12 protein-coding genes and 4 pseudogenes are annotated in these 11,346 nt (G+C 53.6%); 9 read left to right on the top strand and 7 right to left on the bottom strand.

From position 1 onward, the window contains the following. The first annotated feature begins 31 nt into the window (after nt 1-31). The 4 genes from FQ182_RS26195 to FQ182_RS26180 are packed head-to-tail and all read left to right on the top strand — an operon-like array spanning nt 32 to nt 2,747. Entirely contained in the window at nt 32-481 is a 450-nt protein-coding gene (locus FQ182_RS26195; protein ID WP_133102781.1) for a tellurite resistance TerB family protein, read from the top strand. 11 nt (nt 482-492) lie between these two features. After that, a complete protein-coding gene (locus tag FQ182_RS26190) occupies nt 493-1,527 on the top strand; it encodes a TerC/Alx family metal homeostasis membrane protein (protein WP_149415123.1) in 1,035 nt (344 codons plus the stop codon). A 34-nt stretch (nt 1,528-1,561) separates the two neighbouring features. Next, complete coding sequence (locus FQ182_RS26185) at nt 1,562-2,137, top strand: TerD family protein (protein ID WP_133102779.1); 576 nt, start codon at nt 1,562-1,564, stop codon at nt 2,135-2,137. 31 nt (nt 2,138-2,168) lie between these two features. Beyond that, nucleotides 2,169-2,747 (top strand): TerD family protein, encoded by a 579-nt coding sequence (locus FQ182_RS26180; protein WP_149415124.1) that lies wholly within the window; start codon nt 2,169-2,171, stop codon nt 2,745-2,747. 180 nt (nt 2,748-2,927) lie between these two features. Here the strand turns inward: FQ182_RS26180 and FQ182_RS26175 are convergent, their stop codons facing one another. Both FQ182_RS26175 and FQ182_RS26170 read right to left on the bottom strand, forming a co-directional pair. Continuing rightward, nucleotides 2,928-3,467 carry a DUF1523 family protein gene (locus FQ182_RS26175; RefSeq protein ID WP_133102773.1) on the bottom strand — a complete coding sequence of 180 codons (540 nt, stop codon included), beginning with the start codon at nt 3,465-3,467 and terminating at the stop codon, nt 2,928-2,930. Nucleotides 3,468-3,642: 175 nt separating this feature from the next. Then, the gene (locus tag FQ182_RS26170) at nt 3,643-4,890 is read right to left on the bottom strand and encodes a DUF1835 domain-containing protein (protein WP_149415125.1); all 1,248 of its coding nucleotides are present in this window, start codon (nt 4,888-4,890) and stop codon (nt 3,643-3,645) included. Between the two features lie 173 nt (nt 4,891-5,063). Between FQ182_RS26170 and FQ182_RS26165 the strand changes: the two genes are divergently transcribed. The 3 genes and pseudogenes from FQ182_RS26165 to FQ182_RS26155 all read left to right on the top strand — a co-directional run bounded on the left by FQ182_RS26165 (nt 5,064) and on the right by FQ182_RS26155 (nt 6,793). Then, nucleotides 5,064-5,759 carry an ATP-binding cassette domain-containing protein gene (locus FQ182_RS26165; protein WP_149415126.1) on the top strand — a complete coding sequence of 232 codons (696 nt, stop codon included), beginning with the start codon at nt 5,064-5,066 and terminating at the stop codon, nt 5,757-5,759. Continuing rightward, entirely contained in the window at nt 5,756-6,550 is a 795-nt protein-coding gene (gene fetB, locus FQ182_RS26160; protein WP_149415127.1) for an iron export ABC transporter permease subunit FetB, read from the top strand. The genes FQ182_RS26165 and fetB overlap by 4 nt, the downstream gene beginning before the upstream one ends. Nucleotides 6,551-6,609: 59 nt before the next feature. Continuing rightward, a pseudogene (locus FQ182_RS26155) lies at nt 6,610-6,793 on the top strand (hypothetical protein). Nucleotides 6,794-6,818: 25 nt separating this feature from the next. Here the strand turns inward: FQ182_RS26155 and FQ182_RS26150 are convergent. Beyond that, nucleotides 6,819-7,528 (bottom strand): annotated as a pseudogene (locus tag FQ182_RS26150) (aldehyde dehydrogenase family protein). Between the two features lie 228 nt (nt 7,529-7,756). Here FQ182_RS26150 and FQ182_RS26145 point away from each other — a divergent pair. Both FQ182_RS26145 and feaR read left to right on the top strand, forming a co-directional pair. Next, nucleotides 7,757-8,196: pseudogene (locus FQ182_RS26145) on the top strand (flavin-dependent monooxygenase); the annotation flags it as partial. Continuing rightward, nucleotides 8,192-8,737: pseudogene (gene feaR / locus FQ182_RS26140) on the top strand (transcriptional regulator FeaR); the annotation flags it as partial. The pseudogenes FQ182_RS26145 and feaR, both read left to right, overlap by 5 nt. Before the next feature lie 193 nt (nt 8,738-8,930). Here feaR and FQ182_RS26135 read toward each other — a convergent pair. The 4 genes from FQ182_RS26135 to FQ182_RS26120 form a co-directional block, all read right to left on the bottom strand. Further along, nucleotides 8,931-9,311 (bottom strand): hypothetical protein, encoded by a 381-nt coding sequence (locus FQ182_RS26135; RefSeq protein WP_149415128.1) that lies wholly within the window; start codon nt 9,309-9,311, stop codon nt 8,931-8,933. 84 nt (nt 9,312-9,395) lie between these two features. Further along, entirely contained in the window at nt 9,396-9,761 is a 366-nt protein-coding gene (locus FQ182_RS26130; RefSeq protein ID WP_149415129.1) for a hypothetical protein, read from the bottom strand. A 358-nt stretch (nt 9,762-10,119) separates the two neighbouring features. After that, entirely contained in the window at nt 10,120-10,539 is a 420-nt protein-coding gene (locus FQ182_RS26125; protein WP_149415130.1) for a hypothetical protein, read from the bottom strand. Nucleotide 10,540: 1 nt separating this feature from the next. Next, a partial coding sequence (locus FQ182_RS26120; protein ID WP_149415131.1) for an RHS repeat-associated core domain-containing protein occupies nt 10,541-11,346 on the bottom strand: 806 nt, incomplete at its 5' end.

Here is an 11,346-nt window from a genome sequence, read left to right as displayed (position 1 = left end):
ACCATTCCGGTCCGCCTTTGAGGTGAACAACATGTTGTCATGGCTGAAAACCAATGCGGCGCTTGCCCGCGAGAAACTGACCACCGAGGTGGCCAAGTTCAAGAACAAAGAGTTCATGGAAGCGGTCGCCAACAGCTGTGCCATGGTTGCAGCGGCTGATGGTGAAGTCAGTTCGGCAGAAAAAACGAAAATGGCCGGATTCATCAGCAACTCGCCTGAACTGAAAGTGTTCAATCTGACCGACGTTATCAAGGTCTTCAACGACGCTTGTGCCAAGTTCGAGTTCGACTTTCAGATCGGTCAGGCCGAAGCCCTGAAAAACATCAGCAAGATCAAAGGCAAGGACGGTGCTGGACGCTTGCTCGTTCGTGTCGCCTGCGCTATCGGTGCCTCGGACGGCAATTTTGACGACAAGGAAAAAGCCGTTTGCCGCCTGATCTGCCTTGAGCTGGGCCTTCCCCCAGCTGACTTTGAACTGTAAGGAACGACACTGTGGAAGTTAGCCAACTGGGTTTCCCCCCGCTGACCATCGCCGTGTTCGTGGCGTTGGCGCTCGGCGCCATGATTATCGACATGTTTACCCATCGTGGTGACAAACCCATCAGCCTGGCCCAGGCCTCGGCCTGGTCGGTGTTCTGGATCCTCATCTCGTTCGCCTTTGCAGGGTTCCTGTACTTCGAGCACGGTTCGGAAGTCGCTACGCTGTTCATCACCGGTTACGCCCTTGAAAAAGTCCTGAGCGTAGACAACCTGTTCGTGTTCATGGCGATCTTCGCCTGGTTCAAGGTGCCGAATGGTCTGCGTCACCGCGTACTGTACTGGGGCATTCTCGGTGCGATCGTGTTCCGCCTGATCTTCGTGGCCATTGGTACCGGCCTGTTGGCCTTGGGGCCGTGGGTCGAGGTGGTCTTTGCCCTGATCGTTGCCTGGACCGCTGTGATGATGCTCAGAAGCGGTGGAGACGACGAAGAAGAAGAGGATTACTCCACGCATATGGCTTACCGTTTCGCCCAGAAACTCTTCCCTGTGTGGCCGAAACTGCATGGTCATGACTTTTTCGTGCGTCGCAAGACCCTGGAAGCCGAACTGACCAAACCAGAAAACAAGGGCATGTCCCTGGCCGCCAAAGGCGGTTTGTTCGCCACTCCGTTGTTCCTTTGCCTGGTGGTGATGGAAGTTTCCGACGTGCTGTTTGCGTTCGACTCTGTCCCGGCAATCATCGCCGTCAGCCGCGAACCATTGATCGTTTTCTCGGCCATGCTCTTCGCCATTCTGGGTCTGCGGACCATGTACTTTGTGCTGGAAGCCCTGAAACGCTATCTGGTGCACCTGGAAAAAGCCGTCATCGCACTGCTGTTCTTCATTGCCGTAAAACTTGGCTTGAGTGCGACGGACCATATTTTCCAACACGGCTACACCATTGATCCGAACACCAGTTTGATCATCGTTGTCGTGGTTCTGGCCATTGGTGTTTTTGCCAGTCTGCTCTTCCCGCAAAAGGAAGAAACAGAAGCTGAAAAACCTTAACGTCAAATACATTACCCACTAAGGAGTTGTACTCATGGCACTGACCCTTCAAAAAGGCGGCAACCTGTCCCTCTCGAAGACCGATCCGACACTGACCAAGATTCTGATCGGTCTGGGTTGGGATCCGCGCGCTACCGACGGCACGGAGTTTGACCTGGACGCCAGCGCGTTCCTGCTGGGTGCCAACGGTAAAGTACGTAGCGACGCCGACTTTATTTTCTACAACCAGCTCAAAAGCGCTGACGGTTCCATCGAGCACGCCGGCGACAACCGCACCGGTGCCGGCGATGGCGACGACGAAGTGCTGAAAATCGATCTGAGCCGCGTACCTGCGGATATCGACAAGATCGCTTTCACGGTCACCATTCACGATGCTGACGCTCGCAAGCAGAATTTCGGTCAGGTCGGTGGCTCGTTCATCCGCGTAGTCAACGAGATCAGCGGTGCTGAAATTGTGCGTTATGACCTCGCGGAAGACGCATCGACCGAAACGGCGATGATCTTCGCCGAGCTGTACCGTAACAACGGTGAGTGGAAATTCCGCGCCGTTGGTTCGGGCTTTGCCGGTGGCCTGAAGGCTTTGGCCAACTCGTTCGGTATGAACTTCTAAACTCCACGTCCATTGAGCAAGGAAATTGATCATGGCTGTAAGTCTCTCCAAAGGCGGCAACGTATCCCTGTCCAAAGAAGCACCAGGCCTGACTGAAGTAGTCGTAGGTCTGGGCTGGGATCCTCGCGTCACTGACGGCACCGAGTTCGACCTCGATGCGTCGGTTTTCGTCGTGGGCGAAAATGGCAAAGTGCTAGACGACAACAGCTTCATTTTCTACAACAACAAAAAAACGGCTGACGGCTCCGTTGAGCACATGGGCGACAACCGCTCCGGTGCCGGCGAAGGCGACGATGAGCAAGTGACTGTGAAACTGACTTCCCTGGCCCCGCTGGTGAAGAAGCTGGTATTCGCCGTCACCATTCACGATGCCGAAACCCGCAAACAAACCTTCGGCCAGGTTGCCAACAGCTTCATTCGTGTGGTGAACAAGGCTGACGGTAAAGAACTGGCGCGTTTCGACCTGAGCGAAGACGCTTCGACCGAAACCGCGATGATCTTCGGCGAGCTTTATCGCAGCGGTGAAGAGTTCAAGTTCAAGGCGATCGGCCAGGGTTTTGCTGGCGGCTTGAAGCCTCTGGCTGAAGCCCACGGCGTTAGCATTGGCTAACCCAAAGGGTTGAAAAAAAGCCCCGTCTTTCGAGCGGGGCTTTTTCTTGTCTGCCTTTTACGCATGCATGGCTGGCTGTGCCTGTCGTTCGATCAAGCGGCTGATCAATTGTCAGATACAAAAAATCCGGCGGATGGCCGGATTTTTTATAACAGGGTCATGTCATCTGTAGGACTTGGATCAATTTACCAAGGTCTGGTGACGCCGCTTCAGGCGACGCTTTACGAACAGAGCTACAAAAATAAGCACTAGCGTCATTACGCTGAAGAACACCGTATTGAACCATGGAAATGGCTCCGCACGGCTGTTCGTGGATTCGATAGCGGTGATGTTTGGGAAAACCGAAAATATCTTAATGCGCCATCCGTAGTACCGAATGATCGCCAACTGCTCAGCATCACGAGAGTAGCCCTGGGCCTTCGCTTGGACGTCTGCAGAGTCGAACTTGAAATACCAGGGGAAGGACCAGCCAGTATCTTCATTGCGGTAGACCATGACTTTCTTGGAGTCTGGGTCTTCGGTGTTGATGAAATAAACGTCCCTGGTCGGGCCATCAGCTGGGTTTTCAGCATTGATGACGCCATCGTGGTCGACCCGCTTGACTTCAACTCCCGTGATCAGCACCACATCATGTTGAGGGAGGACGTAGAAAAGCCCCAGTGCGCCAGCGCTCACTATAAGCAGTACAGCAACTAGAATTACGCCTTTGAGCAACTTCATGCATTCACTCCATTTTAGAAGGTAGGAATTTTGCCCGTTTTCTTCGCAAGAGGGCATGTTTAGTTGATAGCCATCGTCAGTGTTGCATGGGGAAGATAGAGGAAACGGAAAAATCCTGGTTCGCTAGCATTGCTGGGTGACACAGCCGCCAGTGAAGTATTCCAGACACTGCGGGTCAATTACGCCACACAGGCATGCACCGATCATCAACCATCCAATGAGGCTGGCCGGCCTGTATGCATACGCCACCTACCCAGCGCTCCTTGGCGCCATGGTCCAGCCAATACGCCGTTCCCTTCAGCACCTGATGCCCCAGCGGTGTCAGCGTCAGCAACCTCCGGGGCCATTGCAGATGGGTATCTGACTCGGTCAACAGCGGCGTCTTGCAGTCAATCAGCGGGCGCATAAGCGCATGGAACATCAAATCCCCCAGATACGGCAGCGGCTCGCGCTGGGCCATTAACTCGGCGAAAACCCTGGCGAATGCCACCGGGCCTGCTTCCTCTATAAATTGTAACGCCAGGTGTTCAGTCAATGATAAACCGTCCCGAACCCCCGGAAGTTCCTGCAACTGGCGCAGCAGTGCCGGCGCTAGAAGTGGCAAGCAGCGATGCGTGCCGTGGGCGAGTTCGGCAAGTTTGACCGGTGAGCTGTCGCAATAGGCCAGCCATGCCTGCCGGGCCAGTTGTACGGTTTGTTCATCAATGGGGCGGCGCTGCGGCCATAACCAGGCCAATACGTCGGGAGCCAGTTGGCCGATGCCGATGAAGCGCTGGACGCCGGGGATGCGGTCGACTTCTATCAGCTCAAGCTTGAATGGTACGCGCTCAAGTCCTGCCAGGGCACGAATCAGGAACAGTTGGTCGTAGGCGTCCGCCTCGCACCACAGCACGCTGTGTTCGTCGTTGGCCAATAACGTGAGGTGGTTGTATTCGTCGTTGAGTCTGCGCGCTACATCGGCGCTGTCCATCTCAAACGCCTCACTGATATAGCGGCTGCGTACTGCCTGGTATTGTTCGGCAGGCAGGTTTGGAACAGGCCCCATGCATAATGGGTCGGACAGCATTTGAAAGTGGCCCTTGAACCCCGCCAACTGCAGGCTATGCGCAATATCGTTGCCGCATCGCCAGTGGGTGGTCAGCGCTTCATCGCTCGCCGCAAAGTCTGGATGGCGAGCAGCGAAATCAACCGCATCCACGTGTGCCTTGAGTTTGGGCCAGCTACTGAAACCCAACTGTCTGGCGATCAGCCACTGGGCGTCGGACAAGATGGGCGGTGAGGATGGAGGGCCGCCAGGGATCAGGGAAAGTTGTTCGGGCGCCGCACCACTTTTCATGCGCAACAGAAGTTCCTTGGCGCGTTTGCGTTGCTGCTCAAGGTTGATACGGCCGTCATGGGACGAGGATGCTGGATGTTGCGACATACGATCTCCTTGCACAAACCTTGTCCGCTTTAAGGTTGGGAGTCGTAGAGATGTGGTATTCAGTCAAGGTCCTGGGCGCAGCCCTTTCCGCGGATGGAGGCGTAGATGGCGCCTTGCGGGAATATAGGCAGTGGCGTATTTGATTGCAAGCCGTTCAGTAGAGGATTGAGTCCATGACGGACACCGTTTACCCGTTGATCGAAGCCAGGGCACTGACGCGAATGGATGAGCGCCATCAGGCTCAGCTGCTGCACACTACTGACTTCAAGCTGTACCGCGCAGACCGTATCTCCATCACCGGCTCATCAGGCTCGGGAAAAAGCGTTTTCCTCAGGGCGCTTGCCTTGCTGGACGCGCCGACGTCTGGAGACATCCTGTGGAACAACCAACCCGTCCCCAACGCGCTAATACCTAGGTATCGCAGTCGCATCTGCTACCTCTCGCAGCGGCCGGCACTTATTGACGGCACGGTGGAAGATAACCTGCGTCTCCCCTACAGCCTCAATATCTGGCAGCACCTGGACTTCGATCTGGAAGCGGTAAAAGTCCTGCTGGCCCATGCCGGAAAAGAGCCAGGATTCCTGTCAAAAATGGCGGCTGATCTGTCGGGCGGCGAGTCGCAGGTCGTTTCGTTGATCAGAACACTGCAACTGGACCCGCAGGTGCTACTGCTGGACGAACCGACAGCGGCACTCGACCCTGCATCGTCTCTAGAGGTTGAGGCCTTGATACAGGCCTGGTTTGACAACGGCTCGGGTTCGGCCCATGCCTACATTTGGGTTTCCCACGACCAGACCCAGGCGCAACGAATGAGTACCACCCGGTTGCACATGAGCGCCGGTGTGTTAACCGGAGCCGTCCCGTCATGAACTATCAAAACCTGTCGGCGCTGGATATTTCTATCGCCGCCTCGTTGATCCTCATCAACGGTGCGCTGTCACTGCTGCTGAAGCTGGGCCTTGAGCGGCAACTTGTTTGGGCCGCTATCCGCACGGTGGTTCAACTGCTGGCGATTGGTTACCTGCTGGGCTGGGTGTTCGAGTTTGCCTACTGGTATGTGGTGTTGCCGCTGATGTGCTTGATGACCCTGATCGCCGGCATGTCGGCAGCGGGGCGGGGCAAGCGCACGTATGCGGGCCAGCGTGTCGACAGCATTGTGTCGGTGTGGGGCAGTTCGTGGCTGGTGACTGCCGTGGGGTTGTTCGCCGTTATCCGCATTCATCCTTGGTACGAGCCGCAGTACGCGATCCCTATCCTGGGGATGATCCTCGGCAACACGCTGACTGGCGTGTCCCTGGGGATTGAACGCATGACCCAGGAGTTGACCTCGGGACGCAACACCATCGAAATGATCCTGGCGTTGGGCGGGTCGCGGTGGGAGGCGGCGCAGGATGCGATCCGCCAGGCCGTCAGGGCCGGTATGATCCCGACCCTCAACCAGATGACGGTGGTCGGCATTGTCAGCCTGCCGGGCATGATGACCGGCCAGGTGTTGGCGGGAGAGAGCCCGGCGGACGCGGTTCGTTACCAGATCGTCATCATGTTTCTGATCGCCGCGTCATCGGCATTGGGCACGGTAGGGGCTGTACTGCTCACCTACCGACGGCTGTTTTCAGCCGATCATCGTTTCTTGAGGTACAGGCTGGAGGAGCGGTCTTAACCGTGACGGTTACGCTCGTCCGCTACCTCAGGTTTGGCGTCTGATGCTTCAGCCAGGCCATCAAAGTGCGCGACGGTCGGCGCATTCTGCTGTCTGGCCAGGTGGGTGTGGACGCCGACGAGAACACTGTCGGCCCCGACATCACCGAGCAATCTGTCGCCATCGTCGTGGATCATCGTCAGCGGCCTGTCACTGCCCGAGTGGTTGATCGAGATTGAGGCGCAGGCGTTGATTCCTGACTGAGCAAGCTTCTATGGTCACCCAGGGCTCAATAGCGAATCATCACCGACTTCAGCTCGGTGTAATCCTCGATAAACGCACCGCCAAACTCCCGACCCATGCCCGAGGACTTGTTGCCACCAAACGGCACCGCTGGGTCGAGCAAGGTGTCGTTGGCGCTGTTGGCGAGAATCACCGTGGGTTCGACATAACAACCGGGCCGATCCATCCGTTTGCCTCCGTGGATGATGGTGTTGTTTTCAGCGCGTGCGGTGGCGAAAAAACCTTCGAGTTTCAACTGATGCTGACGATGGGTAACCGGCCCGAATTCGGTGCGTTCATCCAGGGGTGAGCCGATATTCAGTGCACCCAGCCGGCGTAGTAACGCAGGAAGTGCGCCGCCTGGTCGACTTCAAAGGTCCGGAAAATCTGAATGATCTTGCCCGACTGGCAGGTCTCGATCTGCGCCAGTTCCTCGCGGTGGCGCTCCAGCAGGGCCGCCAGTTTCAGCAGCACGTTGCCACGGGTTGCCGGTGCGACTTGGGACCACAGCTTGAAACCGCGATTGGCTGACTCCACCGCCGCATCGATGTCGACGTGATCGGCATCGACGACACGGGCGATAGCATTGCCAGTGGCGGGATTGATGACTTCCAGGGTCTGGCTGGAATGGCTCTGGGCATAGCCACCGTCGATAAACAATCTGTAGTCTCGACCCAGGAAGGCTTCGACTTGGGGTAGCAGGGGAATATCGCTCATGGGGTTTCCTGATTACGAATAAAGGAAAGCCTGAGGTTAACCAGAGGTGGCTGCCGGGGCTTGACTGTGGCTGCCAGCTCGATCAGACCGTCAGCTGTGAAAAGTGCAATCTTGGCTGTGGAAGGTGCATTTTCGTCTCGATGGGCCGATCCCATACTTGCCCTGCATCCAGCACCGTTCCTCGATTTTGAACAGGTGCAGGACATCCAATAATAAGCAGGGCCATCCATGAAAAAGCCAAACGCGTTCCTTGAAGACCTCAAGTCCATTCTGCCGACCATCGCCGCCAATGCCTTTCGCGCCGAGCAGGACCGCAAGGTTCCTGACGAAAACATTACGCTGCTCAAAAGCATCGGCATGCACCGTGCCTTCCAGCCCAAGACTTTCGGTGGCATGGAAATATGCTGCCGCAATTTGCCGACTGCATTGCCCTGCTCGCAGGCTCTTGCGCCAGCACCGCCTGGGCGATGAGCCTGCTCTGTACCCACAGCCATCAACTGGCGTTGTTCTCGGCCACCTTGCAGCAAGAGGTCTGGGGCGATAACCCGGATGCCACGGCCAGCAGCAGCATCGCACCGTTCGGCCGTACAGAAGAAACCGAAGGCGGTGTGCTGTTCAACGGTGAAATGGGCTGGAGCAGTGGTTGTGATCACGCCGAATGGGCAGTTAGGCAGCCAACCCAAAACCTTCGGCAAGATATCCTCCAGCAAGGCCTGTGGGCGGATGCTTCATGTGTTGATGGACCAGTTGTGCAAGGACACCCAGGCAGGCGAAGGCGCCGTGGGCGAAGTCGAGGCTTTGCAGGCGGCGTTTGTATCACTGCTTGGCTCGGCTTTTGAGCAGGATGATGAACGGGACGACTGCGGGGTGTTGCAGGGTAGCAACCTGCGCAGCTACGTGCAGAAAGTCATTGATGAATCCCTGACCCAGCCTGGACTGAGCCCGGTGGGGTTGGCCAATCGACTGAATATCTCGGTGCGGCATTTGTACCGGTTGTTTGAAGAGCAGGACGACAGTGTCTGCCGCTACATCCAGCGGGCTCAGCTCAAGCGTAGTGCTGATGATCTGACTAATCCGTTTCTGCGCAGTGAGTCGATCACCTCGATTGCGTATAAGTGGGGGTTTACTGATTCGGCGCACTTTAGTCGCTCGTTCAAGAAGCAGTTTGAGGTGTCGCCTAAGGATTTTCGGTCTAGTCGGTTGCAGTAGGTGGTATGAGGTTTTGGGCTTTGGGAAGTACGACGCAATCGCTGGATGAGGACATCGCACGCTCGTGCTACGTCTAAGCGTAGGTAGGTGGTTTTCCTCTGCGCGCTCATCAGCCCGAGCGGATTTTTAATATTGTACGTAAATAGATTCGTCTCCTTTATCGCTTTATCGGCAACCTGGATGCCGAGCTCAATTAGAAAGAGGCTGCCCAGCGTGTGCAGAAATCATGTTGCTCCTGAATGTCGTTGGTTAAGTCATTTTCTTCGTGATCGAAAATATGGACTAGTTCGCCGTCGGGCTCTCCCATTGTAAGTTCGTAAGCAACAAGCCCATTTGACATGTGCGATGACATTCCAGAGGTGTGTACATTAATTTTGGCCCCCTTGCATAAGAATCTTATATCTTTAAAGTCTGATCTAGCTAGGCCAAAACAGTCGTATAGGTCTTTGGCTGTATAGATTTTTTTAAGTCCGTTACTTAGTGATAGTGTAAGGTTTGGCTTTCCTCCCTCGTATTCGACTATTGCGCTTTCACGACTGTTGTTTTGGATGATGGTGATTTTACGTGATTTCATGGGTGCTCTCTATTAGGAGTAAAAGGGACTGATCTATTTAATTTTTATTTGCAGAGTGTGTTGTGTGTTTGTGATTGCTACTGGCTAGTCGAATTTATTCTCTGTGGCTTCCGTCTGATATCGTGTCAAACACTCAAGTAAAACTTTCATAAATTGGCGATGATCAGAAACCTCATCATCAAAATATGTATCGAATAGGTAGAAAACGGAGTCGAAGTTATCATCGGTGGACAAGTAATGACTTAAGGTACTAATAAGCCAATTCTGGTCGTCCTTTGTATATGAAATAAACTCTGGTTTGGTTAGGGTATCGAAAAGCTCTGATAGTTCTGTTGTGTTGTTCACGTTTTTCGAGACGATAAGTTCTTCTATTTCTAAGTCTTTGATGTTTTCAGTGCTGTATGTGAATAGAAGGCCTCGAATTATCGAAAGGTTAGGTGGCTTTTTCATTTTCCAAACTCCGTAAGGCGGTAATGGGCTTGCCGTTTTTTGTCGAGAACCACAATTGCTTTGGTTTGTGTACCATATTTAAGGCCATCATTTTTATATCCCTCGCCAATGACTTTTTCCATGTCTATAGAAGGCATCGCACCAGCTTTGCTGTTGACTTTGTGTAACGGAGGCGGATCTATTTTGTTTTTTGAGATTTTACGTAAATAGGTACGTCCCTTTTATCTTGAAGTTGTACGTAAATATATCCGCCCACTTTATGTTGAAGGTCACAAAGATTTCATGGTTGTACGCAGACCAAATGTGGGAGCTGGCTTGTCTGCGATGGCGGCCTGGCAGTCGCCAAAGATCTTGATTCTTACCAAGTAGACTGATCTTCTAGGCTGGCCTTCTGGATGTCATCTTCCCATTCCTTATTAGCTAATCTAAAAACCTCTTCGAAAAATCCTCGTGGATCATCTATTTCGGTCTCGTCCCAGGCCATAGATGTGTACTCGTCATGATTGTCCTCAAAATAAATATGAAAGTCGAAATTTTTCGTGGTTAGTGCGAATTCTAAGTTCTCCATTAGTTTGTATTTGTGCCTATATGAAAAAATTTTGTCTGGGTCGAGGCAGTACTTGAGTATCAGTTCTTTTCTATCTTTTGGATCGTTTGGGTTGTATTTTGCGAGCTCTACACCTTTTGTCTCCTCTCGGTCATATATATCAAATATTCCTACGAAATAATTCAAGCTTGCGTCGAAAGGTAGGTGGTCTGAAAGTGGATGGAACAGCATTTTATTTTCCTTCTATTGGAAATAGTGTGAAGGGGGTTCCGTCTTGCCGAAATTTCATCTCGGCGCCATTCATGGAGTTATTAAATACAGGATTCTGTTTATCATTTTTATTGGGTCTGTAGCCTCTTCCCGCTCCAGGTTGCTCTATTCGTACTATGTGGTTTTTCTTATCGTCAAGTCCTGTATATCGGGTCATGCCTCTATCGGTTCTTGTGGTCGCCTCAATCCATGCATTTAACTGCATTTTCCAACTTGTGAACTGAGAGCTGGGATTGCCTTTTGATTTTGGTGGGGTGTAGCCAGTTATTGGGTCAGTACCATCTATCGCTCGCTGGACCAGTGCAGCATGGGGTACTTCAGGACCATGTTTGGTAACCATGTGCATTCCGTACTTACCCTCGAATTCCGTAATTCGACGTTTCGCATTTTTTTCAGTCAACTCTTCGATTTTTGCCTGTCTTACTGTTACTCCTGGCTGTGGGGTAGATGGTTCGCCGGGATCAATTGTAGCTTTGCCAGCGGGGCTCTGAACCTTGGTCGCCGGTTTACACCCATCCCCACCCGGGCACGTACTCAACCCCAACGGATCAACCCACCCCGTAGGGTTAGGTACGTACTGGTATCCGTTCAGCCCACCCGCCAGTTTCACCGGGTCGGTCGTCAGGTAGCGACCGTTGTCCGGATTGTAGTAGCGATGGCGGTTGTAATGCAGCCCGCTTTCTTGATCGAAGTACTGGCCCTGAAAGCGCAGCGGGTTGTTGACGGTGTTAACGTCAAGCTTCGCGATTTGGCCGTAGGCGCGGTAGT

The sequence above is a fragment of the Pseudomonas sp. ANT_H4 genome, from assembly GCF_008369295.1.
Classification (GTDB): domain Bacteria; phylum Pseudomonadota; class Gammaproteobacteria; order Pseudomonadales; family Pseudomonadaceae; genus Aquipseudomonas.
The sequence above is the reverse complement of the archived record's forward strand: the minus strand, read 5'-3'. Positions and strand labels throughout refer to the sequence as shown.